The 25,668-nt window shown below is 55.7% G+C and carries 23 protein-coding genes and 1 riboswitch; of the genes, 9 read left to right on the forward strand and 14 right to left on the reverse strand.

Annotated features, from left to right (window positions below; all coding sequences use genetic code 11):
- Nucleotides 1–67 precede the first annotated feature (67 nt).
- The 3 genes from ACA108_18540 to ACA108_18550 form a co-directional block, all read right to left on the reverse strand.
- Nucleotides 68–823, reverse strand: coding sequence for a 1-acylglycerol-3-phosphate O-acyltransferase (locus ACA108_18540; GenBank protein ID XEX95313.1), 756 nt, complete (start codon nt 821–823; stop codon nt 68–70).
- An 86-nt stretch (nt 824–909) separates the two neighbouring features.
- Entirely contained in the window at nt 910–3,180 is a 2,271-nt protein-coding gene (gene parC / locus ACA108_18545) for a DNA topoisomerase IV subunit A (GenBank protein XEX95314.1), read from the reverse strand.
- A gap of 196 nt (nt 3,181–3,376) precedes the next feature.
- A complete protein-coding gene (locus ACA108_18550; protein XEX95315.1) occupies nt 3,377–3,787 on the reverse strand; it encodes a YgiW/YdeI family stress tolerance OB fold protein in 411 nt (136 codons plus the stop codon).
- A 203-nt stretch (nt 3,788–3,990) separates the two neighbouring features.
- On the opposite strand from ACA108_18550, the gene qseB reads away from it, so the two are divergent.
- From qseB to ACA108_18570, 4 genes are all read left to right on the forward strand, one after another.
- Nucleotides 3,991–4,650 carry a quorum sensing response regulator transcription factor QseB gene (gene qseB / locus ACA108_18555; protein ID XEX95316.1) on the forward strand — a complete coding sequence of 220 codons (660 nt, stop codon included), beginning with the start codon at nt 3,991–3,993 and terminating at the stop codon, nt 4,648–4,650.
- Nucleotides 4,647–5,999 carry a quorum sensing histidine kinase QseC gene (qseC, locus tag ACA108_18560; protein ID XEX95317.1) on the forward strand — a complete coding sequence of 451 codons (1,353 nt, stop codon included), beginning with the start codon at nt 4,647–4,649 and terminating at the stop codon, nt 5,997–5,999. The genes qseB and qseC overlap by 4 nt, the downstream gene beginning before the upstream one ends.
- Before the next feature lie 109 nt (nt 6,000–6,108).
- Nucleotides 6,109–6,690 (forward strand): NAD(P)H-dependent oxidoreductase, encoded by a 582-nt coding sequence (locus ACA108_18565; GenBank protein ID XEX95318.1) that lies wholly within the window; start codon nt 6,109–6,111, stop codon nt 6,688–6,690.
- Nucleotides 6,691–6,722: 32 nt separating this feature from the next.
- Nucleotides 6,723–7,040, forward strand: coding sequence for a putative quinol monooxygenase (locus tag ACA108_18570; protein XEX95319.1), 318 nt, complete (start codon nt 6,723–6,725; stop codon nt 7,038–7,040).
- 45 nt (nt 7,041–7,085) lie between these two features.
- Here ACA108_18570 and araJ read toward each other — a convergent pair whose 3' ends face one another.
- From araJ to nudF, 6 genes are all read right to left on the reverse strand, one after another.
- Nucleotides 7,086–8,261: an MFS transporter AraJ gene (araJ, locus tag ACA108_18575; GenBank protein XEX95320.1), complete on the reverse strand. Its 1,176-nt coding sequence runs from the start codon at nt 8,259–8,261 to the stop codon at nt 7,086–7,088.
- A gap of 218 nt (nt 8,262–8,479) precedes the next feature.
- Nucleotides 8,480–10,375, reverse strand: a complete 1,896-nt coding sequence (gene parE / locus ACA108_18580) for a DNA topoisomerase IV subunit B (protein ID XEX95321.1) — start codon at nt 10,373–10,375, stop codon at nt 8,480–8,482.
- A gap of 45 nt (nt 10,376–10,420) precedes the next feature.
- Nucleotides 10,421–10,996 carry an esterase YqiA gene (yqiA, locus tag ACA108_18585; protein ID XEX95322.1) on the reverse strand — a complete coding sequence of 192 codons (576 nt, stop codon included), beginning with the start codon at nt 10,994–10,996 and terminating at the stop codon, nt 10,421–10,423.
- Nucleotides 10,996–11,823, reverse strand: coding sequence for a 3',5'-cyclic-AMP phosphodiesterase (gene cpdA / locus ACA108_18590; GenBank protein ID XEX95323.1), 828 nt, complete (start codon nt 11,821–11,823; stop codon nt 10,996–10,998). The genes yqiA and cpdA overlap by 1 nt, the downstream gene beginning before the upstream one ends.
- A gap of 25 nt (nt 11,824–11,848) precedes the next feature.
- Nucleotides 11,849–12,271 (reverse strand): DUF1249 family protein, encoded by a 423-nt coding sequence (locus tag ACA108_18595; protein XEX95324.1) that lies wholly within the window; start codon nt 12,269–12,271, stop codon nt 11,849–11,851.
- A gap of 2 nt (nt 12,272–12,273) precedes the next feature.
- On the reverse strand, nt 12,274–12,906 hold the full coding sequence (gene nudF / locus ACA108_18600; GenBank protein XEX95325.1) for an ADP-ribose diphosphatase: 633 nt from the start codon (nt 12,904–12,906) through the stop codon (nt 12,274–12,276).
- A 207-nt stretch (nt 12,907–13,113) separates the two neighbouring features.
- Here nudF and tolC point away from each other — a divergent pair, with 207 nt between their 5' ends.
- The 3 genes from tolC (at nt 13,114) to ACA108_18615 (ending at nt 16,631) form a co-directional block, all read left to right on the forward strand.
- Entirely contained in the window at nt 13,114–14,622 is a 1,509-nt protein-coding gene (gene tolC, locus ACA108_18605) for an outer membrane channel protein TolC (protein XEX95326.1), read from the forward strand.
- Between the two features lie 168 nt (nt 14,623–14,790).
- Nucleotides 14,791–15,465: a DUF1190 family protein gene (locus tag ACA108_18610; protein XEX95327.1), complete on the forward strand. Its 675-nt coding sequence runs from the start codon at nt 14,791–14,793 to the stop codon at nt 15,463–15,465.
- Between the two features lie 5 nt (nt 15,466–15,470).
- Complete coding sequence (locus tag ACA108_18615; protein ID XEX95328.1) at nt 15,471–16,631, forward strand: glutathionylspermidine synthase family protein; 1,161 nt, start codon at nt 15,471–15,473, stop codon at nt 16,629–16,631.
- Nucleotides 16,632–16,663: 32 nt separating this feature from the next.
- Here the strand turns inward: ACA108_18615 and ygiD are convergent, their stop codons facing one another.
- Nucleotides 16,664–17,452: a 4,5-DOPA dioxygenase extradiol gene (gene ygiD, locus ACA108_18620; protein XEX95329.1), complete on the reverse strand. Its 789-nt coding sequence runs from the start codon at nt 17,450–17,452 to the stop codon at nt 16,664–16,666.
- A gap of 119 nt (nt 17,453–17,571) precedes the next feature.
- Here ygiD and zupT point away from each other — a divergent pair, with 119 nt between their 5' ends.
- On the forward strand, nt 17,572–18,339 hold the full coding sequence (gene zupT, locus ACA108_18625) for a zinc transporter ZupT (GenBank protein ID XEX95330.1): 768 nt from the start codon (nt 17,572–17,574) through the stop codon (nt 18,337–18,339).
- Nucleotides 18,340–18,375: 36 nt separating this feature from the next.
- Here zupT and ribB read toward each other — a convergent pair whose 3' ends face one another.
- The gene (ribB, locus tag ACA108_18630; protein ID XEX95331.1) at nt 18,376–19,029 is read right to left on the reverse strand and encodes a 3,4-dihydroxy-2-butanone-4-phosphate synthase; all 654 of its coding nucleotides are present in this window, start codon (nt 19,027–19,029) and stop codon (nt 18,376–18,378) included.
- Between the two features lie 95 nt (nt 19,030–19,124).
- Nucleotides 19,125–19,272: riboswitch (FMN riboswitch) on the reverse strand.
- A 109-nt stretch (nt 19,273–19,381) separates the two neighbouring features.
- Between ribB and ubiK the strand changes: the two genes are divergently transcribed.
- Nucleotides 19,382–19,672 carry a ubiquinone biosynthesis accessory factor UbiK gene (gene ubiK / locus ACA108_18635; protein ID XEX95332.1) on the forward strand — a complete coding sequence of 97 codons (291 nt, stop codon included), beginning with the start codon at nt 19,382–19,384 and terminating at the stop codon, nt 19,670–19,672.
- A 181-nt stretch (nt 19,673–19,853) separates the two neighbouring features.
- On the opposite strand, the gene hldE is transcribed toward ubiK, so the two are convergent.
- From hldE to ACA108_18650, 3 genes are read right to left on the reverse strand one after another with little or no spacing between them, the layout of a single operon-like run.
- Entirely contained in the window at nt 19,854–21,284 is a 1,431-nt protein-coding gene (hldE, locus tag ACA108_18640) for a bifunctional D-glycero-beta-D-manno-heptose-7-phosphate kinase/D-glycero-beta-D-manno-heptose 1-phosphate adenylyltransferase HldE (protein XEX95333.1), read from the reverse strand.
- Between the two features lie 49 nt (nt 21,285–21,333).
- Nucleotides 21,334–24,189 (reverse strand): bifunctional [glutamate--ammonia ligase]-adenylyl-L-tyrosine phosphorylase/[glutamate--ammonia-ligase] adenylyltransferase, encoded by a 2,856-nt coding sequence (gene glnE / locus ACA108_18645; protein ID XEX98160.1) that lies wholly within the window; start codon nt 24,187–24,189, stop codon nt 21,334–21,336.
- A 23-nt stretch (nt 24,190–24,212) separates the two neighbouring features.
- Nucleotides 24,213–25,511 (reverse strand): inorganic triphosphatase, encoded by a 1,299-nt coding sequence (locus tag ACA108_18650; protein ID XEX95334.1) that lies wholly within the window; start codon nt 25,509–25,511, stop codon nt 24,213–24,215.
- Between the last annotated feature and the right edge of the window lie 157 nt (nt 25,512–25,668).

Genomic DNA, 25,668 nt, shown 5'->3' on the forward strand with positions numbered 1-25,668 from the left:
GTAAAACGTAAAACGTGGGGCGGTACAAACCGTACCGCCAGAGGGGCGAACCCCGGCATGAGACGAATCAATTCGCCTGTTTCTTTTCGATCGTTTTGGCTGCTTCTCGCACCGCTACTTCTTTATTTAGCTCGTCAATTCTGGCCATCATAATTTCGCGACAGTGGGTCGCGAGTTTGCGCACCTGATCTTTACCAAACTCGCTGGTATCAATCGGCGGCAGCATTTCAACAATGACCAAACCGTTATTCCAGCGATTCAGCTTAATTTTATTACTGGTATTGGAAACGCACACGGGAATAATTGGGACGCCTGCGGCAATTGCAGCATGAAACGCACCGGTTTTAAACGGCAGCAGGCCGCGGCCGCGGCTGCGCGTACCTTCCGGGAACATCCAGACGGAGATTTTACGTCTCTGCATCTGCGCCACAACCTGGGAAATGGTGCTGTGCGCCTTTGCACGGTTATCACGGTCAATCAGGATATTACCGGTCAGCCAGTATAGCAGCCCAAAAAACGGTACCCAGAGCAGGCTTTTCTTGCCCACGGTGACCGTTGGCGGCTGGACGCTACTCGCGGCGGTAACCATATCGAAGTTGTTCTGGTGATTACCGATATAAATGGCGGTGGGATGATTTTCAACGCCCGCCGGCAAACGGACCTCCACCTTCAGCCCAAAAACGGGCGCAAGACGGCCAAATAAATGGCCAAAGGTCGCCACGTGACGCGGGTTGCGCGGGCTGAAAAGGCAGTAAATACAGCCGAAAATACAGACCAGAATGCAATAAATCACAACGATGATAAAACGGATGATGGCTAGCATAACAACCTCTGAAACCTGAACCGCTAAACAAGAATGACTTATTTAGTGTAAACCACACCGATAGGGCGACAGGTGCCGCCTTCGGATTACTCTTCGCTATCGCCAGCGCTTGCGCGGGCCGGGGAGTCAACTTCCACCCGATCAATGCGCTGTAAGCCACGCATTAACGTACCGCGACGGCCACGCTCTCCGGTGATCTTCTGAAGCTCTTCCGGACGCAGTTTGATTTTACGCTTTCCAACGTGCAGCGTAACGGTGCTTTGTGGTGGCAGAATAAAGAGATGCGCCAGTTTATCATCTCCCTTCGCCGCTTCAGCGGAAGGGATAGAGATAATCTTGTTGCCCTTGCCTTTCGACAGCTGCGGCAGATCGCTGACCGGGAACATCAGCATGCGCCCTGCGGCGGTAATCGCCATCAGCATATCGTCGGCGCTGGTAACCTCCATTGGCGGCAGCACACGGGCGTTCTCCGGCAGAGAAATCAGCGTTTTACCGGCACGATTGCGCGCCACTAAATCATTGAATGTACAGACGAAGCCGTAGCCTGCATCCGAAGCCATTAGCAGTTTCTGGTCGTCCGGTGCCATCAACACATGCTCAACAACCGCGCCCGGCGGCGGCGTCAGCTTGCCGGTCAGCGGCTCGCCCTGGCCACGGGCGGACGGCAGCGTGATCGGATCCAGCGCGTAGCTGCGCCCGGTAGAGTCGATAAAGGCAACCGGCTGGTTGCTCTTGCCCTTCGCCGAAGCCAGGTAGCTGTCACCTGCTTTATAATTCAGACCCTGCGCGTCGATATCGTGACCTTTGGCGCTGCGCACCCAACCCATCTGCGACAGCACGATGGTGACCGGCTCGGAAGGGGTCATATCGTGTTCGCTCATGGCTTTGGCTTCTTCGCGTTCGCGCAGCGGCGAACGGCGATCGTCACCGTAGGCGTCTGAATCTGCCTGCAGCTCTTTCTTCAGCAGGGTATTCATTTTGCGTTCGGAGGCGAGGATGCTTTGCAGCTGGTCACGCTCTTTTTCCAGCTCGCCCTGCTCGCCGCGAATTTTCATCTCTTCGAGTTTAGCGAGGTGGCGTAATTTCAGCTCGAGGATGGATTCAGCCTGGGTTTCGCTGAGTGCGAAACGCTCCATCAGCACTGGCTTCGGCTCATCCTCGGTACGGATGATATGAATAACCTCATCAATGTTGAGGAACGCCACCAGCAAACCTTCGAGGATATGCAGGCGTTTAAGGACTTTTTCGAGACGATAGTTAAGGCGACGACGCACCGTGTCACGACGGTAAACCAGCCACTCGCTCAGGATTTCAAGCAGGTTCTTCACCGATGGACGGTTGTCCAGGCCGATCATATTGAGGTTAACGCGATAGCTTTTCTCAAGATCGGTGGTGGCGAACAGATGGTTCATCACCTGTTCCATGTCCACGCGGTTAGAGCGCGGCACAATCACCAGACGGGTCGGGTTTTCATGGTCGGATTCGTCACGCAGATCTTCAACCATCGGCAGCTTTTTCGCACGCATCTGGTTGGCGATTTGTTCCAGCACGCGAGCGCCGGAGACCTGGTGCGGCAGCGCGGTGATCACCACGTCGCCCTCTTCTTTCTTCCACACCGCGCGCATACGGACGGAACCGCGCCCGGTCTGGTAAATCTTGCGGATTTCATTACGCGGGGTAATGATTTCGGCTTCAGTTGGATAATCCGGGCCGTGTACGATATCCAGCAGCTCGTCCAGTGAGGTTTTCGGCTGGTCGATAAGCGTCATTGCAGCCTTCGCCACTTCTCGCAGGTTATGCGGAGGAATATCCGTCGCCATCCCTACGGCGATACCGGTGGTCCCGTTCAGCAGGATATTTGGCAGGCGCGCTGGCAGCGTTTTTGGCTCCTGAAGCGTACCGTCAAAGTTTGGGGTGTAATCCACGGTGCCCTGGCCAAGTTCGCCCAGCAGGACTTCAGCGTATTTCGACAGGCGAGATTCGGTATAACGCATCGCCGCGAAGGACTTCGGATCGTCCGGCGCGCCCCAGTTCCCCTGCCCGTCTACCAGCGGGTAGCGGTAAGAGAACGGCTGCGCCATTAGCACCATCGCTTCATAACAGGCGCTGTCGCCGTGCGGATGGTACTTACCCAGCACGTCACCGACGGTACGAGCGGACTTCTTAAACTTCGCGCTGGCGCTTAGTCCCAACTCCGACATGGCATAGACAATGCGACGCTGAACGGGCTTAAGCCCATCGCCGATAAACGGTAGCGCGCGGTCCATGATGACGTACATGGAGTAGTTGAGATAGGCATTTTCCGTGAATTCGTGCAGCGCAAGACGCTCTGCACCATCATGAGTCAGATCACTCATTAATCATTCATCCTCAAACTGACGAGCCGAGTGTGGCCACAAACGGCGTAATTGCCGCCGATAGTACCTTATCTGGCAGGTGTAGTCACAGGGGAGGAATGATTTGCGCAAAGTTTGAGCCATTACCCGAGGTGGGCAGACAAGGTTTAACTTTACCTGCCCGCCTCGGTTGTCCGGACGTCACGCTCGGGGTAAATTATTTAACTTTAGTCACGTTTTTTACGTCAATTTCAACGGAGTTCCAGTCCTTATCCACTTTCCCTTCCAGCTGCACGGTATCCTGTGGGGTGATGGTTTGCCCATTCCAGCGCTTGTGGTCAATATCCACGTTAATGGTGCCGGTGCTGTCTCGGAAGGTGTAGTCATCGCCCCCGATGCGCTGTTCGATTTTCCCCGTCAGGGTAACCCAGGTGTCGTCAGATAATGTTTTGGCCTTTTCAACGGTGGTTTTGCTCCCGCTTGGCCCAACAAAGCCCCCCTGAGCCTGAGTCTGGGTTTGCTGCGCAGCAGGCGCGGCATTCGGGTCAACAAAGCCCCCCTGATTTGCGGCAAAGGCAGGTGCGGCGGTCATCGCCAGGACGGTCATCATTGCGGCTAGTTTTTTCATTGTTTTTTCTCCCTTCATGTATGTCGTAACTGGTACCTATTAAAACGCAGAGATCTTAACGCGATCTTAATTTCGCCACGACAAATCGCTTTTATTATGAAAATGCGGCGTCCGCCGAAGCAAGCGACTTTTCTCCTGTACAGCCCGGCATAATCGTTATTAACTTCCTGCACTTCCCGTCATGGACAATAAGGGACAGCGCTATGCGCATATTAATAATCGAAGATGACAAACTGATCGGCGACGGCCTGAAGGCAGGCTTAACGAAAATGGGCTTTACTGTCGACTGGTTCACCGACGGCAAACTTGGCCAGTCGGCGCTGGGACAAGCCCCTTACGACGCAGTAGTGCTGGATCTAAGCCTGCCGGGTCTCGACGGTCTGGAAATATTAAAGGGCTGGCGGCGCAGTGGCCAAAGCGAGCCGGTACTGATCCTCACCGCGCGGGATGCGCTGGAGCAGCGTGTGGAAGGCTTACAGCTTGGTGCGGATGACTATCTCTGTAAGCCTTTTGCCCTTATCGAAGTGGCGACCCGGCTGCAGGTCCTGATTCGCCGCACTCACGGCCAGACGTTGCCTGCCCTTACCCATGCAGGGGTGGCGCTCGATCCGTTAAAACTTACCGTCACGCAAAACGGTGAAGCGCTACAGCTTAAGCCGAAAGAATTTGCCCTGCTGGAACTGCTGATGCGCAATGCGGGCCGCGTCCTGCCCCGCACGCTTATCGAAGAGAAAATCTATAGCTGGGACGATGAAGTCTCCCGCAACGCCCTGGAAGTGCATATCCATCATCTCAGGCGCAAACTGGGCAGCAGCTTTATCCGTACCGTTCACGGCATTGGCTACACGCTGGGTGAGGAATGATTAAGATACTGACGCAAAGCCTTCGCGCCCGGCTGCTTGCCGGGTTCATTCTGCTGCTGCTCGCCGCCTGGGCAGGCGCCAGCCTCGCCGCCTGGTACCAGACCAGTAAATCTCTGAACAAACTCTTCGATACGCAGCAGCTACTGTTTGCAAAACGCCTTAGCGCCCTGGACCTGAGCGAATTACACGGCGAACCGCAGCTGCCGCACAGTAAAAAGATGGTGCCCCATCATCGCGGCAAGCAGGACGATGATACCCTCGCCTTCGCCATTTTTTCGAAGGACGGGCGTCTGCTGCTCAACGATGGTGATAACGGGAAAGATCTTGAGTATGGCTATTCTCGCGACGGTTTTACAGATGGCAGACTGAAAGGCGATGACGACGCATGGCGGCTTCTGTGGCTGACCACGGCCGACGGCGAGTATCGTATCGTGGTGGGCCAGGAGTGGGACTATAGGCAAGAGATGGCGCGGGACATCGTGGCTTCTCAGCTTCTGCCCTGGCTTATTGCGCTGCCGCTGATGCTGCTGCTTCTGGTCTGGCTGGTCAGCCGTGCGCTCGCGCCGCTTCACAAGCTTGCTGCCCAACTCACTCGCCGGGCGCCTGATGATGCCAGTCAGTTAGAATCGCAAAATATGCCTCAGGAAGTTAAACCGCTGGTGAAAGCGCTGAATCAGCTTTTTACCCGTACCGGGGAGTTTATGCTTCGTGAGCGCCGCTTCACTTCCGATGCCGCTCACGAGCTACGTAGTCCGCTGGCCGCGCTAAAGGTACAGACCGAGGTAGCTCAACTGGCCGGCAACGATGCCCCGCTGCGCGACCACGCCCTGAGCAATCTTAGTTCTGGAATAGATCGCGCAGCCAGGCTGGTCGATCAGCTTCTCACGCTTTCGCGGCTGGACTCGCTGGACAAGCTGGACGACGTCAAAGAGCTTTCGCTTGCCGAACTGTTACAAAGCGCAGTGATGGACGCATGGCACCAGGCGCAGCGTGAAGGCGTGGAGATACGCCTTGATATACAAAATCAGACCTCTCTACGTGGTCAACCTCTGCTGCTGGGACTGATGATACGTAACGTGCTGGATAACGCAGTGCGCTACAGCCCGAGCGGTAGCATTGTTAATGTTGCACTGCTCCCGCACGAAATCTGCATTACCGATAACGGCGGAGGCGTCAGTCCGGAATTCTTAACAGGCCTGGGGAAACGTTTCTTCCGCCCACCGGGCCAGGAGAAAACCGGCAGCGGGCTGGGCCTGTCCATCGTGCAACGTATTGCGGCTTTGCATACCATGCGGACACATTTTTCCAATAATGCGGAGGGAGGTTTTCAGGTGCGGATAAGCTGGTAGCCAGCCGATTGTTGCGAATCCGGCAAAAGTCTTTGCACATTCTGGCCATTTTACCGTGACCGCGATCACGTTAGAATTCGTGCCAAACGTAATGATTCGAGGACTTCTGATGAGCAACATCCTGATTATCAACGGCGCAAAGAAATTCGCCCACTCAAACGGCCAGCTTAACGACACCCTGACCGAAGTCGCGGAAGGCTTTTTGCGCGACCTCGGACATGATGTTCAGGTTACCCGTACCGACAGCGACTACGACGTAAAAGCCGAGGTTGAAAAGTATCTTTGGGCCGACACGGTAATCTATCAGATGCCGGGCTGGTGGATGGGCGCACCGTGGACCATGAAAAAATACATTGATGACGTGTTTACCGAAGGCCACGGCTCTCTGTACGCCAGCGATGGCCGTACACGCTCGGACGCCGAGAAAAAATATGGCTCCGGTGGCCTGATCCAGGGCAAGACCTATATGCTATCTCTGACCTGGAACGCGCCGCTGCAGGCCTTTGAAGACAAAGAGCAGTTCTTCCACGGCGTGGGCGTAGACGGCGTATATCTGCCGTTCCACAAAGCCAACCAGTTCCTGGGAATGGAAGGTTTGCCGACCTTTATCGCCAACGACGTGATGAAAGTCCCTGACGTTCCACGCTTTGTTGCAGAATATCGCAAGCATCTCGGCAAAATTTTTGCTTAACTGAGTTCAAGCTTAAACAAACGGAGTTAGTCATGCTTACAGTAATAGCTGAAATTCGTACCCGTCCTGGCCAGCACCACCGCCAGGCCGTTGTAGACGCCTTTGCGAAAATTATTCCTACCGTGCTGGAAGAAGAAGGCTGTTTTGGTTACGCCCCGCTAGTGGATCATAACGCTCAGGTCGCTTTCCAGACAGCAGCACCGGATTCGATCTTTATGGTTGAGAAGTGGGAGAGCGTTGCTCATCTGGAAGCTCACCTTGCTACGGCCCATATGAAAAGCCACAGCGCTGCGGTAAAAGACGACGTGCTGGATATCCATATCCACATTCTGGAAGACGCGATTAAGTAATCGCGGTTTCCATCAGGCCTAAAAGAGCTGGTTTATACCGGCTCTTTATATTGATGGATGAAGCGTTGCCTGCGAGCGCTTTGCCTGGAGATAGCCATACATAAGCAGCGAAGACATCGCGGCGAATGAAAGCAGCGCGGCTGGCAAAGTGACGTAGCTCCAGCTGAAGCCAAGCGTAATCATCATCCCACCCAGGTACGCGCCGACAGCGCTGCCGAGATTAAACGCCACCTGTCCCCCGGCCGCACCCAACAGCTCGCCCCCCTGCGCGTTACGCAGCAGTAAAATCTGTAGCGGAGCCGACAGGGCAAACAACCCGGCGCAGCAGATGAACCCCATAGCAAGCGACGCGGTTTTATTCTCCCCGGCAGCAAACAGCATCACCAGCGAGAGCACGATCGCCAAATCGGTTGCTGCCGCGATGCGCAACGGGCTGTACCGTCCTGATAACCTGCCGCTCAGGATGTTGCCGAGCACCATGCCGAGCCCCATCAGCACCATGATGGCCGTCATGGCGGCTTCTGAAAAGCCGGAAACGCTGACCATAAAGGGTTTTACAAAGCTGAACCAGGCGAACACGCCTGCATTACCGAACATCGTGGCTGAAAAAATCAGCCATGGCTCTGGCCGTTTCAGAAAGCGGAACTGCTCTGCAAAACGGACTTCCGATCGGTCAAACAGCGCGGGCACCCAGAAAAAAATCGACGCAATCACCAGCACATCAAAGGCAGCAATTAACATGAACGCGTAGCGCCAGTTAAACGTATGGCCAATCCATGTACCAAGCGGAACCCCCGCAAGGTTCGCGACCGTCATCCCGGCGACCATTCCCGTTACCGCCACCGTCACCTTTCCCGGCGGCGCCACTTTAGAGAGGATAATGGTGCCGACGCCGAAAAATGCGCCGTGCGGAAAGCCGGAAATCAATCGCCCAATCGCCAGCATGGTATAGGAGGTTGAAAAAGTAAAAATAGCGTTCCCGACCACGCATAGTGCCGCCAGAAATAAAAGAATGCTTTTGAGGGAAAACCTTTGTGAGAACAGAGCAACGATCGGCGCGCCAATAACCACGCCGAATGCATAAAACGAGATCATATTGCCGGCTGCGGGAATTGTTATGCCGGTATCGTAGGCAAGCTCCGGAAGCACGCCCATGATGCCAAACTCGGCCATGCCCAGACCAAAAGTACCAAGCGCTAACGCAAATATCGTTTTTTTCACACGGCTGACCGCTTCACAGGTGAATGACGCGGATATTATTTATCATTCTGGCGGGCGCAACCAGTTCAAAACAAGGTGTCAGCTCGTTAGTCCATGATGTCGCCAGAGATTGTGAATACGGGGAAGTCGAAGAGCAGGCCGCTTTGCGCGTTGATCATCAAAAGCGGCCTGTTTGTAGCCTAGAACGGTATGTCCATCAAACGACGGCAGGCATTGCCCTACACGTCCAGATCGGCCATATCGCCTTTTTCCTGCAGCCAGTTACGGCGATCTTCGGAACGTTTCTTGGCAAGCAGCATATCCATCATCGCCAGCGTTTTGTCGCTGTCTTCATCGCTGATGGTCAGCTGTACCAGACGACGGGTATTGGGGTCGAGCGTGGTTTCGCGCAGCTGAAGCGGGTTCATTTCACCCAGTCCTTTAAAGCGCTGTACGTTCGGCTTACCCTTCTTGCGCTTGAGCTGTTCGAGCACGCCGGCCTTTTCTTCTTCATCGAGCGCGTAGAAAACCTCTTTGCCCAAATCGATACGATACAGCGGCGGCATTGCCACGTAGACATGTCCGCCTTTAACAAGCGAGCGGAAGTGGCGTACAAACAGCGCGCACAGCAGCGTAGCGATGTGCAGACCATCCGAGTCCGCATCCGCGAGGATACAAACTTTACCGTAGCGCAGCTGGCTCAGATCTTCGCTGTCAGGATCGATGCCGATCGCCACGGAGATGTCATGCACTTCCTGCGAAGCCAGAACCTCATCGGAAGAGACTTCCCAGGTGTTGAGGATCTTGCCCTTCAGCGGCATGATCGCCTGATACTCGCGATCGCGCGCCTGTTTGGCAGAACCGCCCGCCGAGTCTCCTTCCACCAGGAAGAGTTCGGTGCGGCTAAGGTCCTGCGCCGTGCAGTCCGCCAGTTTGCCAGGCAATGCCGGGCCGCTGGTTAGCTTCTTACGCACGACCTTCTTCGCCGCGCGCATACGACGTTGGGCGCTGGAGATTGCCAGCTCCGCCAGCTGTTCCGCAGCCTGCACGTTCTGGTTCAGCCACAGGCTGAACGCGTCTTTCACTACGCCCGACACAAACGCGGCGCACTGGCGGGAAGAGAGGCGTTCTTTGGTCTGACCGGCAAACTGCGGATCCTGCATTTTGACCGACAGCACGTAAGCACAGCGCTCCCAGATATCGTCCGCAGAAAGTTTTACCCCACGCGGCAAAATGTTGCGGTATTCGCAAAACTCACGCATTGCGTCCAGCAGGCCCTGGCGAAGACCGTTAACGTGCGTGCCGCCCTGCATAGTTGGGATCAGGTTAACGTAGCTTTCGGTCAGCAGCTCGCCGCCTTCCGGCAGCCACAGCAGCGCCCAGTCCACCTGTTCGGTATCGCCCGCAAAGTTACCGACAAACGGCGCCTCCGGCAGGGTAATCAGGCCGTTCACCGCTTCGCTCAGGTAATCTTTCAGTCCGTCCTGATAGCACCAGCGCTGCTCGGTATTGTTCACTTTATCGGTGAAGGTGATCTCAACGCCCGGGCAGAGAACCGCTTTAGCCTTAAGCAGATGGCTCAGGCGTGACACAGAGAAGCGTGGACTGTCGAAGAATTTTTCGTCCGGCCAGAAGTGAACGCTGGTGCCGGTATTGCGCTTGCCACAGGTGCCGACAACTTCAAGCTCCTGGACTTTATCGCCGTTTTCAAAGGCGATGCTGTAGACCTGCGCGTCACGGCGGACGGTGACCTCTACTCGCCTGGACAGGGCGTTAACAACAGAAATCCCTACCCCGTGCAGACCGCCGGAGAACTGGTAGTTTTTGTTGGAGAACTTCCCCCCCGCGTGCAGGCGGCAAAGGATCAGCTCGACCGCAGGGACGCCCTCTTCGGGGTGGATATCCACCGGCATACCGCGTCCGTCATCAATAACTTCCAGTGACTGGTCGGCGTGAAGAATGACATCAACACGTTTAGCATGGCCTGCCAGCGCTTCATCCACGCTGTTATCAATGACTTCCTGGCCCAGATGGTTCGGGCGTGTTGTGTCGGTGTACATTCCCGGGCGGCGGCGAACCGGCTCAAGCCCGGTGAGTACCTCAATGGCATCGGCGTTATAACTGGATTGCGTCATGGTTTATTCGTTCAGATAGCGAAACAGGAATCGGGCGACCCGGCCTCAATGAAGACCGAGGAAGTCGACAATCTGTGTGAAATAATCTTCGAAGCCTACAAAGGCGTGATTACCACCGGATTCGACCGTCTGGCGACAGGAAGTGTAGTAAGCCACCGCCTGGCGATAATCGAGCACTTCGTCACCCGTTTGTTGCAGCAGCCAGATGAGATCCGGCGCTTCAAGCGGGTCAACTTGCATGACTTTAAGATCGTAAATATGGCGTGACTCTATCACATATTGCTGCCCGGTGTAGGGGTTCTCATTGTTACCAAGATATTCCGCTAACAATTCAAACGGGCGCACCGCGGGGTTGACGACGACGGCAGGCAGCATGAAGCATTGTGACAGCCAGGTGGCGTAATATCCGCCCAGAGAAGAGCCCACAACGCCAAGCGGCTCGCCACCGTGCTCCAGTACCAATGATTCGAGTAGCTCAGCGGCATCCGCCGGGTAAGGGGGAAGCTGGGGGACAACCATTTCTATATGGGGATAGCGTTCTGCAAGCCAGGCCTGCAGGCTCGTCGCCTTCGCAGAACGCGGGGAGCTGTTGAAGCCGTGCAGGTAAAGTAGCGTAGACATCAGTAACCTTCTGAAGCCGTATCCGGGTTGAACACTGCGCCCTGCAGGCGGCAGACCTCGGTGGTGACTTCACCATCGGCATGAAGCTCCAGCCAGCGCCATCCGGGTTCGATGGTGTCCAGCGTGAAGTTAGAACAATGGGGTTTGAACTGTACGCAGGTAGACGGCGTGGCCAGCATGCGCCGCCCGTTCCAGGCGAGATCCAGCTCCTGATGAATATGCCCGCACAGCAGGGTTTTCACCTGCGGGAATTTTACCAGCACGTTATCCAGCTCCTGGGCATTGCGCAGGCTATGCTGATCGAGCCAGCTGCAGCCCGCAGGCACTGGATGGTGATGTAATAGCAGTAGGGTATGACGCTCAGGCGCTGCGGCGAGCTTACGCTCAAGCCACTCCAGCTGATACTCGCTGAGCTCACCGTGCGGGACGCCGAAGACCTGGCTGTCGAGCAGCAGGATTTGCCAGCTGTCACCGACGTAAACGAGTTTAGAAGGAGAAATACCCGCATCCTGAAGCGAGCTGTACATTGCAGGCTGGAAATCGTGATTGCCTGGCAGCCAGACGCAGGGCGCAGCGATACGCGCAATCCCTTCCGCAAAATGCTGATAAGCCTCTGCACTATGATCCTGGGCTAAATCTCCGGTGGCGACAATCAAATCACACTGACGCCCATCTGCAAGAATAGCCCCCAGCACCGCCTGGTAACTCTCCCAGGTGTTGATGCCGAGCAACGTTTCATTCTTCCCAGAGAATAGGTGGGTATCTGTTATTTGCAGTATCCTGATACGGCCCCCACCGGCCACAGGAAGATTTAACAGGCTTTCCAAATGGTGTCCTTAGGTTTCATTCTCTCTAACAAACCGGAACCGCCATCGCTCCATGCGCTAAACAGTAGCGCAGCCAATCAGCAAGAAACTGGTTAATTTGATGCTTTTCGTCGCGTTGATGCAACTTTTTATTAGGATAATCATAACGCGCTTTGAAGCGGAAGATCTGCTGGCTTGAACACACTTCCGCGACCATCGCGTCATGGTAAAGCCTGACGGACATAGACGGAAGGCTCCAGTAGCTCACGCTTGGCGCGGTTTGCTCTATCTGCACAAGGGTCGTATAGCGAGTGGATTCTAATACGGTCAGCCGATAGCGGGCGCTATTAACCTGATAGGTTATTGATTCGCCCGGCGCGTCTTCACGCGGCAGCAGGCGGCGCAGCTGGGCAAAATTGGTTTCGCACAGGCGCATCATTTCAGGGAAGTCAGGCGTATAGCGCTTCATATTTAGTGGTTCCACTCTTCTCGTAGTTTTTCATAATGCAGCTGTAGCCATTGCAGTGCTATGACTGAGGCAGCGTTGTCGATAGTCCCCTCTTCGACTAACCGGTAAGCCTGTTCCCTGCTTACCACATGAACACGAATATCTTCGTTTTCACTTTCCAGACCGTGAATACCTTTCGCGGTCGTGGCGTCCACTTCCCCTACCAGTATGGAGGAGCGTTCACTGGTGCCCCCAGGGCTTGCCAGATAGCTCAATACCGGTTTGCTGCGGCCCACAATCAGCCCCGCCTCTTCTACAGATTCGCGGCGAGCCACGTCTTCAACGCTTTCGCCTTCTTCAATCATCCCGGCGACCAGCTCGAGCAGCCAGGGGGTTGCGCTGGTGTCGTAGGCGGCAATCCGAATTTGCTCAATCAGCACAACTTCGTCACGCACAGGGTCATAGGGTAGCAGCACCGCAGCATGGCCGCGTTCAAATATTTCCCTTCGGACCTCACCGCTCATGCCGCCGTTAAAAAGACGGTGACGGAAACGATAGGATTCGAGTGAAAAAAAACCGCGATAAAGCGTTTCCCGTGCAATAATTTCAACATCGTTTTTGGCTAACGTGACAAGTTTATCGTCTGACTTACTCATGAATGTACCCCTGATGTCTTATGGTAATGAATTAAGCGAATTCAACCCTGCCTGAATGCCCTTTCTTCTGCTATATGGTAGATTGTTCAAATTCAGGGTGGATGGCACATTACGCCAACTCGCCCCGCAGGCGTACTCTGTTAGAATCGGCAACAATTTCGACTCAATCAGCACTATCAAAAAAACAATTTTGCTTCACAACAAGGAATGCAAATGAAGAAACTGCTCCCAATCCTTATCGGTCTGAGCCTAACGGGTTTCAGCGCCATGAGCCAGGCAGAAAACCTGATGCAGGTTTATCAGCAGGCGCGTCTTAGCAACCCGGATTTACGAAAATCCGCTGCGGACCGTGACGCCGCATTCGAGAAAATTAACGAAGCTCGTAGCCCGTTATTACCACAGCTCGGCCTCGGTGCAGATTACACCTACAGCAACGGTTATCGCGATGCGAACGGCGTAAACTCAAATGCAACCAGCGCGTCTTTAGAATTAACCCAGACCATTTTTGACATGTCAAAATGGCGTCAGCTGACCCTGCAGGAAAAATCTGCTGGTATTCAGGACGTGACTTACCAGACCGATCAGCAAACCCTGATCCTGAACACTGCGACGGCCTATTTTAACGTGCTGAGCGCCATTGATGCACTTTCCTACACCGAAGCGCAGAAACAGGCCATTTACCGTCAGTTAGATCAGACAACCCAGCGCTTTAACGTAGGCCTGGTTGCCATCACCGACGTGCAGAACGCCCGTTCACAGTACGATAACGTGCTGGCTAACGAAGTGACCGCCCGTAACAACCTCGATAACGCGGTTGAATCACTGCGCCAGGTGACCGGCAACTACTACCCGTCCCTGGCTTCTCTGAACGTCGATGGTTTCAAAACCAACAAGCCAGAAGCGGTGAACAATCTGCTGCAGGAAGCTGAAAAGCGTAACCTGGCGTTGTTACAGGCACGCCTGTCTCAGGATCTGGCTCGCGAACAAATTCGCTATGCCGAAACTGGTCATATGCCAACTGTTGGTTTGACTGCTTCTACCGGCATCTCTGATACCAGCTATAACGGTTCAAAAACCAGTAATAGTCAGCAGTACGACGACAGCAACATGGGTCAGAATAAAGTCGGGATTAACTTCTCGCTGCCGCTCTATCAGGGTGGGTCTGTTAACTCCCAGGTTAAACAAGCACAGTACAACTTCGTGGGTGCCAGCGAGCAGCTCGAAGGCGCGCACCGCAGCGTTGTGCAGACTGTTCGTTCATCCTTCAACAACGTGAACGCCTCCATCAGCACCATCAACGCTTACAAACAGGCCGTTGTGTCTGCGCAAAGCTCACTGGATGCCATGGAAGCCGGTTACTCGGTGGGTACTCGTACCATCGTTGACGTGCTGGATGCGACCACCACGCTGTATAACGCGAAACAACAACTTTCCAGCGCCCGTTATAACTACCTGATCAACCAGCTGAACATCAAATCAGCGCTGGGTACGCTTAACGAGCAGGATCTGGTTGCGCTGAACGCCACGCTGGGTAAACCAGTGCCGACTACAGCAGAAAGCGTAGCGCCTGAAACGCCAGATCAGGATGCGCGCGCGGATGGTTACACGGCGGACACCGCTGCAACCACCCGTGCCGTTTCGCCTGCCCAGGCCGTTCCGGCAGCGCAGCCAGCAGCCGCAAGAAGCAATACTTCCGGCAATCCGTTCAGTAATTAATTGCGCTAAAAGGGGCATGGTTTCATGCCCCTGTCACAACTTACGCGGCTCAACGTAAGGCAACGTAAAGATCCCCCTGCAAACCGCCCTCATCGCTTTAATTTCAACCATTCATCCCCTATCCTAAGCACAACAATAGCTTTATTCCTTTGGGCCCAGGACAGAAAAATGAAACGGACAAAAACGATAAATCACGCCTCGTTCCGCAAAAGCTGGAACGCCAGACATTTAACGCCGGTTGCGCTGGCCGTTACCGCCGTATTTATGCTGGCGGGCTGCGAGCAGAATGACGAAACCGTCTCCATGTACCAGAACGCGGACGACTGCGCCCAGGCCAACCCGGGTAAAAGCGCGGAATGCACCACGTCCTACAACAATGCTTTGAAAGAAGCCGAGCGCACCGCGCCTAAATATGCCTCTCGTGAAGAGTGTATTGCTGAATTTGGCGAAGGTCAGTGCCAGCCGGCTCCGGCCCAGGCCAGCATGGCCGGTGAAAACCAGAATCAGGCACAGACTCAGCAAAGCGGCAGCTTCTGGATGCCGCTAATGGCGGGCTACATGATGGGCCGCCTGATGGGCGGTGGCGCGGGCTTTGCCCAGCAGCCGCTGTTCAGCTCTAAAAATCCGGCCAGCCCGGCTTACGGTAAATACGCCGATGCCAGCGGCAAGAGCTACGGCGCAGCCACGCCGGGCCGCACCACAACGGTTCCTAAAACGGCTATGGCTCCGAAGCCAGCAACCACCAGCACCGTCACTCGTGGCGGATTTGGTGAGTCGGTTGCCAAACAGACCAGCATGCAGCGCAGCAGCGCGACCGGCTCTTCTCGTTCTATGGGCGGATAAGCGTCATGGAAAGAGTCGCAATCAGCGAGCGCCCGGACTGGCGCGAAAAAGCCACCGAATACGGTTTTAACTTCCACACCATGTATGGCGAGCCGTACTGGTGTGAGGATGCTTATTACAAGCTGACGCTGGCGCAGGTCGAACACCTGGAAGAGGTTACCGCCGAGCTTCATCAGATGTGCCTGAAGGTCGTTGAAAAGGTTGTTGCCAGCGATGAGCTAATGGCTAAGTTCCGCATTCCAAATCACACCTGGGAGTTTGTCCGTCAGTCCTGGCGCAGCCAGCAGCCTTCGCTTTATTCCCGCCTGGACCTGGCATGGGACGGCGTGGGTGAACCTAAGCTGCTGGAAAATAACGCGGACACGCCAACCTCTTTATATGAAGCCGCCTTCTTCCAGTGGATCTGGCTGGAAGATCAGCTGCAGGCGGGCAATCTGCCGCCGGGAAGCGACCAGTTCAACAGCCTGCAGGAGAAAATCATTGAGCGTTTTGCCGAGCTGAAACAGCAGCACGGTTTTAACATGGTGCACTTCGCCTGCTGTCAGGACACGGTAGAAGATCGCGGAACGATCCAGTACCTCCAGGACTGTGCCGCAGAAGCGGAAGTGGCGAGCGAATTCGTTTATATGGAAGAGATTGGCCTGGGCGAGAAAGGCCAGTTCACCGATCTGCAGGATCAGGTTATCAGCAACCTCTTCAAACTGTACCCGTGGGAATTCATGCTGCGCGAGATGTTCTCTACCAAGCTTGAGGATGCTGGTGTGCGCTGGCTGGAACCGGCCTGGAAAAGCATTATCTCCAACAAAGCGCTGCTGCCGATGCTGTGGGAGATGTTCCCGAACCACCCTAACCTGCTGCCCGCGTATTTTGCAGAAGACGATTATCCGGCAATGGATAAATACGTCGTGAAGCCGATCTTCTCCCGCGAAGGCGCCAACGTGAAGATCATCGCCAACGGTGAGGAGATTGCCAGTGCAGAAGGTCCGTATGGCGAAGAAGGGATGATCGTCCAGGAGTTTTATCCGCTGCCAAAATTTGGCGACAGCTACACGCTGATCGGCAGCTGGCTGATCAACGATCAACCCGCCGGGATCGGTATTCGTGAGGACCGGGCGTTAATCACTCAGGATCTTTCACGCTTCTATCCACACGTGTTTGTAGAGTAAAAAAAGGGCGCGAACTTCGCGCCCTTCTTACTTTAGCCAATCTGCACCGACAGCATACTCAAAGACCCCATCTCAATGCCGTCTACCGGGATCGTAACCGCTTCCTTGCCGTCCCACGCGCCCAGTACATACAGTAACGGCAGATAGTGATCCGGTGTCGGGTTCGACAGCGAACCGCCTTCGTGCTGCAGATAGTTCACCAGCGGGTGCGCTTCGACCGGCCCCTGCCAGGTGAGATTATCCTTCACGAACTGGTTAAACGACTCTGCCCAGGGGTATGGGATGTTTTCACCGTGCCAGCGTGCGGTGCGCAGGTTATGCACCACGTTACCGCTGGCTATCAGCATAATGCCCTGGTCACGCAGCGTTGCCAGCTTACGGCCCATTTCGTAGTGCCAGGCGTTAGGTTTCGTGCTGTCTATACTCAGTTGCACCATCGGTATGTCCGCGTCCGGGTACATCTTGATTAGAACGCCCCAGGAGCCGTGGTCAAAGCCCCAGGCTTCTTTATCCAGCGTGACGTGCTCAGGTGCCAGCAAATCGACAAGCTGCTGCGCCAGTTCGGGGGAACCCGGTGCAGGATAGTGCGTATCGTAGAGCGCCTGCGGAAAACCACCGAAGTCATGAATGGTTTTCGGCGCTTCCATGGCGGTGACGCCGGTGCCGCGGGTGAACCAGTGTGCGGACACCACGACAATCGCTTTCGGGCGCGGCAGAGTCTCTCCCAAATGACGCCAGGCCTGGGTATAGTGATTATCTTCCAGCACGTTCACCGGGCTTCCGTGACCAAGGAAAAGCGCGGGCATACGTTGGGTTGTCATGGTGGTGTCCTTCATTAATTCACTTGAATGACACAACTCTATCCCCAATTGATGCCGGAAGAACTCAGATAAGCATGATGAAGATCGTCAGTAAATTTGAATGTGAACAAGGAGCCTGAATGTCAGTCCCGTTAATCCTGACCCTGTTAGCTGGCGGCGCCACTTTTATCGGCGCATTTCTTGGCGTGCTCGGCCAGAAGCCATCAAACCGCGTGCTGGCGTTTTCTCTCGGTTTTGCCGCCGGGATAATGCTGCTGATTTCGCTGATGGAAATGCTGCCCGCAGCGCTGCACACCGCGGGTATGTCCCCGGTGCTGGGCTACGGCATGTTTGTACTCGGGCTGGTCGGCTATTTTGCCCTCGACAGAACGCTGCCCCACGCGCATCCTCAGGATCTGATGGACAACACGCTCAACGTGCCAAACCTCCGGCGCACCGCCCTGCTGCTCACGCTCGGGATCAGCCTGCATAATTTCCCGGAGGGTATTGCCACCTTTGTAACCGCCAGCGCTAACCTTGAGCTGGGCCTGGGGATTGCCCTTGCCGTGGCCTTGCACAATATTCCTGAAGGCCTGGCGGTAGCTGGTCCGGTCTATGCCGCGACGGGCTCTAAACGCAAAGCCATTCTCTGGGCAGGCGTATCCGGACTTGCGGAGATCCTTGGTGGCGTACTGGCGTGGCTGATTCTTGGCTCGATGATCTCACCCGTCGTCATGGCTTCGATTATGGCAGCCGTGGCGGGAATTATGGTAGCGCTGTCGGTGGATGAACTGATGCCGCTGGCTAAAGAGATCGACCCGCACAATAATCCGAGCTATGGCGTACTTTGTGGCATGGCGGTGATGGGACTGAGCCTGACGCTGCTGCAAACGAGCGGCATCGGCTAATAAAAAACCCGGTTAAAACCGGGTTTTTTATATTTATCAGCTGGCTTTACGTTCGTGAGTCTGACGGTATTCAATCAGATCTTCGATGGTGACCACAGCCATGTTATGCAGGCGGGCAAAGGTGATGCATTCCGGCGCGCGGGCCATGGTGCCGTCATCGTTTGTCAGCTCACAGAGTACACCTGCTGGCTTGAAGCCCGCCAGGGAAACCAGATCGATAGTCGCTTCAGTGTGGCCGCCGCGGGTTAGCACGCCGCCGGGCTGAGCGCGCAGTGGGAACACGTGCCCCGGGCGGTTCAGGTCGCCTGGCTTCGCGTCATCGGCAATGGCCGCACGAACGGTAGTAAGACGGTCAGCGGCAGAAACGCCGGTAGTCACGCCGTGTGCGGCTTCGATGGTGACGGTAAAACCTGTGCCGAAGGCGCTGGTGTTGTTATCTACCATCATTGGTAGCTCGAGCTGTTTACGGCGTTCGTCGGTCAGGCACAGGCAGACAATGCCGCTGCCGTGGCGAATGGTCAATGCCATTTGCTCAACGGTCATGGTTTCGGCAGGGAAGATCATATCGCCTTCGTTCTCACGATTTTCATCGTCAAGAACCATCACACCGCGGCCTTCGCGCAGAGCGTTAAGCGCCAGTTCAATACGCTGAGTCGGGGTGCCAAATGCAGAAAGGAGCGTCTGATTCATGGTAAGTAAAACCTCATTAAAATTGTGGTTACCAGAATCAGGGCAGTCTTAGGAGCTAAAAAAATAACGTGAGCAGGCCGCAGCCTGTACATTGTCGTTACTCTCTCCCATCCGGACTTTAACCGTCGGCCCCGGAATTACACCGGATCTGCTGACCTCCGGCGTGAACCGGAGCGCTCGCGGGCTTTCAGCGTACGCTGATTTACCGCCGGTGGGGAGTTTCGCCCCGCCCTGAGAATAAGCAGACTTACTATAACGCCGATGATTTTCGCTGGCAACGCCATTTCAGGTTTATCCCCTGGCAATCAGGCATTACAATTGAATGATTCACGCAGGCTAAATGGAAACCACTATGATTGACCCGAAAAAAATTGAGCAAATCGCCCGTCAGGTTCATGAGTCAATGCCGAAAGGGATTCGTGAGTTCGGGGATGATGTCGAAAAGAAAATCCGTCAGGTTCTGCAGTCCCAGTTAACCCGTCTGGATCTGGTGAGCCGCGAAGAGTTCGATGTGCAGACTCAGGTCTTGCTGCGCACCCGTGAGAAGCTGGCCCTGCTGGAACAGCGTTTAAGTGAGCTCGAAAACCGCCCGGCCACGCCAGCAGCACCAGAAGTGCTCCCGCCGACAGAACCTCATATGTAAAACGCCCCGTCAGGAGCGTTTGGAATTGCTGACAAACCTTTTTCGTAGGTCGGATAAGCAATAGCGTCATCCGACACTACAGCCGTCAATGGTGGATGACGCTTACGCTTATCCACCCTACAAAACCTGGCTTTGTCATCAGTCATAAACGCCCCTGAAAGGGCGTTTCTTATTGCAATGCTTAAGCGTCGTGGCTTTGGATCTTTTTGATGATGTTCGTCGTTGAACAGCCATCCTCAAAGTTCAGCACCATCACTTCGCCGCCGTTTGCCCACACTTCTTTGCTACCGGCGATATCGTCAGGCTTGTAGTCGCCGCCTTTGACCAGCAGGTCCGGCAGGATCTCGCCAATCAGGCGCTGCGGCGTATCTTCCTCAAACAGCACTACCCAGTCCACCGCTTCCAACGCGGAGAGCACGATCATTCGCTGATCCTGCGGGTTCACCGGACGGGTTTCCCCTTTCAGGCGTCTGGTAGAAGCATCGCTGTTTACCGCCACAATCAGCCGATCGCCCAGCTTACGCGCGTTTGAGAGATAAGAGACATGACCCGCGTGAAGGATATCGAACACGCCGTTGGTCATCACGACCTTCTCACCACGTTTGCGAGCCGCCGCCACGGCAACCTTCAGCTCCGCTTCGGCCATGACCCCGAAACCGGTATCGGCACGGCCACGAACGGCGTTTTCCAGCTCGATTGGGGAGACGGTAGAGGTACCAAGTTTGCCCACCACGACGCCTGCCGCCGCGTTAGCGAAATAGCACGCTTCTTCCAGCGAGTTGCCCGCCGCAAGCGTAGCCGCCAGCACGCCAATCACCGTGTCACCTGCCCCCGTCACGTCATACACTTCCTGAGCGAGGGTCGGCAGATGGAACGGCTTCTGGCCCGGTTGTAGCAGGGTCATACCCTGTTCTGAGCGGGTAACCAACAGCGCGGAAAGATCGTAGTCGGCAATCAGCTTCATGCCACGCTCAACCAGCTCGGCATCGGTTTTACATTTACCAACAACGGCCTCAAATTCTGACAGATTTGGCGTCAGCAACGTCGCGCCGCGATAGCGTTCAAAATCGGTGCCTTTCGGGTCGATCAGAACGGGGACGTTGGCCGCGCGAGCCAGGTTAATCATGTCGCGAACGCTTGCCAGCGCGCCTTTGGCATAATCAGACAGCACCAGCGCACCGATATGGGGCAGCGCCTGGCTGATGCGCTCGTGCAGGGGCTCAGGATCAACCCCTTCAAAACCTTCTTCGAAATCCAGACGAATCAGCTGCTGGTTGCGGGAAAGGACGCGCAGTTTGGTAATGGTTGGATGGGTCGGAACGGAGACAAAGTCGCACTTCACGTTCACACCAGCCAGCGTCTGGCTCAGAGCACGGGCGGCATCGTCAATGCCGGTCAGGCCTACTAAGCGGGAGTTTGCACCGAGCGACGCAATGTTCATCGCTACGTTCGCCGCACCGCCAGGCCGTTCTTCAATGGTATCGACCTTCACAACCGGCACCGGCGCTTCCGGTGAGATACGGCTGGTTGGGCCGTACCAATAGCGATCCAGCATCACATCACCAACGACCATGACGCCTGCGCGGCTGTATTCGGGCAGCGTTACTTTCATTCCTGACTCTCCAGAAAGGGTAAAATTTTTGCGCGTGATAATATCACAATTAAGCTTCCGCGCGCGTTTGCGCCTCGCCCAGCCATGCTTTCCAGCTGCGCTCGACCTGTTCACGCTCGCTCACGAACGCATCCAGCGCCACATTACCCGGCAGCTCCTGCAACGCGAGATGGTGTAGCTCATCCCGCAAAGTGACATAAGCATGCGTCAGCGCCTTCGCTTCGTCATCACCCATGATGTCGTTTTGCGCCATTAATTCCAGAATGCGCACATTGTCGGACCAGCGCGTCAGTTTTGGGGCCTGCGCAGCATAACGTAAAACCAGGTACTGGGTAATGAACTCTATATCCGTGATCCCGCCTTGATCCGCTTTTATATCAAAGCGATCGCGGTTTTTACCGCCTAAATGTGCGCGCATTTTTTCGCGCATTTCACGGACCTCGATCTGCAGCTTTTCGCCATCGCGCGGGCGACATAGAATCTGCTTACGAATTTCATCGAACTCGCGGTTGAGCTGCGGATCACCGTAGACGACGCGGGCGCGAACCAGCGCCTGATGTTCCCAGGTCCATGCCTCATTCTGTTGATAATCCGCAAAGGACTCGGCGGTGGTCACCAGCATGCCCGCCGCACCAGACGGACGCAGACGCGCGTCCACCTCGTACAAAATGCCGGAGGATGTACGGGTGCTGAACAGATGAATAATGCGCTGAGCGAGGCGCAGATAGAACTGACGCCCGTCGATTTCACGTTCGCCGTCGGTCATGACATCTGCCGGGCAGTCATGCAGGAAAACAAGGTCCAGATCGGAGCTGTAGCCCAGCTCCCAACCACCCAGCTTACCGTAGCCGATCACGGCAAATCCTCGGCCTTCGCGCTCCCGCAGGTGTTTGGGCTGCCCGAAGCGCGCCACCATTTGTGTCCAGGCTTGCTGAACCACGGCGTCGATAATCGCCTCCGCAAGCCAGGTTAGATGGTCGCTGACTTTCATCACCGGCAGCGTGCCCGCGATGTCCGCTGCGGCTACGCGCAGCAGCTGCGCCTGTTTAAACTGGCGCAGGGCCTCCAGCTGCTGCTCTTCATCGTCGTCCGGCACGCGCAGCAGATACTGGCGCAGCTCGTCTTTATAAGCGTCCGTGGCCGTCGGCTGGTAGAGCGTGTTCGGGTCGAGCAGCTCATCCAGCAGCAGCGGGTAACGCGCCAGCTGACCGGCAATCATCGGCGAGGCGGCGCAAAGGGTGATGAGATGTTTCAGCGCACCGGGATATTCCGTCAGCAGCTCAAGGTAGGTTGTGCGTGTCACAATGCCCAGCAGCAGAGGGATAAGCCGTGACAGTGGTAGCGGCGCATCATTGCGCGAGCAGGCTTCGCACAGCAGGCGCGGCATAAGCTGATCCAGCACCTGTCTGCCGCGCGGGCCAATCGTGCGCTTGTCCGTATCCTGGCGGAATTCTGCCACCAGCTTCAGCACCTCTGCCCGCGCTTCAGGGGTAAGATGACCGAGCACGGCAGTGTCGTCATCGGCATCCAGCGCATCCTGCCAGAGTTCTCGCCAGGCCTCGGCAATTTTATCTTCGCCCACTTCAGGCTCGTCGTCGCCAATCAGGTCGTTAAATACCTGACGCACGTCATTCATGTGCCCCTGCAGGGTGAGCTGTAACGCCTCCCAGTCCGTTTCATTCATGCCCCACGCCAGGCGGGCGCGGCTGAGTTCGTCAGCGGAAAGCGTCTGCGTTTGTTCATCGTTGATGCTTTGCAGCAGGTTCTCAAGGCGGCGCAGGTAGAGATAGGAAGTACGAAGCTTTTGCGCATCGTCTTCCGGCAACAAATTAAGCTGCTGAATTGCCTCCAGCGTCGGCAGCAGCGCGCGGGACTGAAGTGACGGCTCCCGCCCACCGCGGATCAGCTGGAACACCTGCACGATAAATTCGGTTTCACGGATGCCGCCTGCGCCGAGCTTGATGTTATCCGTCAGCCCCCGGCGGCGCACTTCACGGGCAATCATCCCCTTCATGTTGCGCAGCGACTGGATGACGCTGAAGTCGATATAGCGGCGGAAGATGAACGGACGCAGCATATTGCGCAGCTCCTGGCTCCACGCGTCGTCCGTGTCGCCCATAATGCGCGCCTTAACCATTGCGTAGCGTTCCCAGTCTCTTCCTTGTTCCTGGTAATAATCCTCCAGCGCCGCAAAGCTCAGCACCAGCGGGCCGCTGTCGCCAAACGGGCGCAGCCGCATATCCACGCGGTAGACGAAGCCGTCCTGCGTGGGCTGGTCGAGCACTTTTATGAGCTTCTGCCCCAGGCGCGTGAAGAACTGCGCGTTGTCTAACTCGCGACGCCCTCCCTGCGTAGAGCCGTTTTCCGGCCAGGAGAAAATAAGGTCAATGTCGGAGGAAAAGTTCAGTTCGCCGCCGCCCAGCTTGCCCATGCCGAGGATCATCAGCGGCTGCGGAACTCCCGCCTGATTGCACGGCGTGCCCCATTCGCGACAGCACGCATCGTACAGCCAGTTGCGCGCGGCAATAATCAACGTTTCGGCAAGAACGCTCAGCTGCTGCAGCGACGTTTCCGTCGGCACCTGCCGTAAAGTCTGCGCCCAGGCGATGCGTACCATAATGCGGCGGCGAAACAGGCGCAGCGCTTTCATCAGCGCCGCTTCGTCATGCACTTCCTGCAGCTCGTTTTGCAGCCAGACAGCGTAATGCTGCCACTCATCCGGCTGCGGTGCCTGTCGTTCAAGCTCTGCCAGCCAGGCGGGAAAGGCCACCATGCTGTCGCAAACAAAATCACTGAATGCCAGTACGGCATGCGCCTGTGCGCTCAGCTGCTGGCTTACGATCTCTTGTGGCAGGCGCGGTAATACCGCCTGCAAGTGCTGCTGTAATAGAAGCGGGTGCGGCATCATGGTGTTGTCCCTACATACGATTATTTCCCGCTGTGCAGCCAGAACGGCGCCTGCGAGATGGCCTCATTACGATAGTGTTCGATTTCTACCTGCTGCTTAGTGGTGATGGCGTGACGCAGACCCTGCCAGTTTTCCAGCCACGGATGGGTGACGGCATCGTCATAAACCCCGGCTAAAATGCGGATTGAGTCGGTTTCACGCGCCAGGCGCGGTAGCTGATCGCCGTAGCTGTCACCCAGAGGGCGCTGGAAGGTAGTACGCAGCTCTGCGGCATGGCGGGAAAGATGAGTATCCGCAAAGCGCTTGAAGGAGCCGGCAAGCTTGACGCTGCCCTTTTCATCAACAAACTTTTGCCACTCACGGTTAACCAGCCATTCGATCAGAGCCAGTTTTGCCTGGCTGCTCTCCGCGCTGTAAACCAGATCGTCTGTTTTACCGTTCTGTGCCAGCATCGCTTCGTAAGTCATTAGCGCCTCACGTAAGCGAGTACTCGCTTTGCGTGGGATAATACCGCCAAACAGCGCCAGCGCGTGACGCACCAGGCCCACTGCATTCTGCACGGCGGCTTTCGCCTGCTTGCTGCCCCGCACCCAGAGCTCTTCGTGATACTGCCAGTGCTCAAGCGCCATTTCCAGGGAGCCTTCAAGCCCCTGTTCTACCGTAGCTTTTGGCGCAGCGCGCAGCACGGTTAGCGGTTTGATTTCGCGAGCGGCATCGCCCTGCGCCAGATGGTAGCCGCGCGCGGCTTTGCTCAGGCTGCCCTGGCGCAACCCCGGCTGCGCAATCAGCAGTTGTGCCAGTTCGAGGATGGCAGATGTTTCCCCTTCCAGGAGCTCAAGCTCCAGCTCGCAAAGCGCTTCGCTTAGCTCACCGGCTTTCACTGCGCCCAAGTCGAGAGCAAGTTCGATCTTGTTTCCACGGTGAGTAACCACCCACTTTTCACGGGTGAAGTCTGTACTGAATAACGGCGTCAGTTCAGCCTGTAACAGGTCGATATTCGTACCTTCCGGCCAGACTTCTGCAGGTAACAAAGAGAGGTCCAGCTCGGCCTTGCCGAGTTCGACGTTGTATTCCGGTCGCTGATGAAGCCCGCCGATAGTGTGGCCGGCAGTTTTCATCGTCATTTCATACTTGCCGTCAACCCCACGAATGCGCAGGCCCATATCGTGACGACGCAGCGTGTTCTCTGCCGTTTCATAATAAATATTTAGGAGTTGGCGAGGTTCGCTGTGTTCACTTTCAAGGGAATTCAACGTGGCGCGCACGGCGTCCAGCGCAGCGGGATTTACGATAAACTTGAGTTCGATTTCTTGTGGCATCGTCTTTTTACTTATAGTTGCGTCACGCAGGAGCGATGTCCTGGCGAACTTAATAACTTATTGTTGGTCAGTAGATAATATTTTGCCGTAAATTGCCACGCATCGCGCGCAATTTGATGGCTGCCGACCCCGTAGACAGGGGACAGACATTGCGGTA

Source organism: Dryocola sp. LX212 (assembly GCA_041504365.1).
Classification (GTDB): domain Bacteria; phylum Pseudomonadota; class Gammaproteobacteria; order Enterobacterales; family Enterobacteriaceae; genus Dryocola.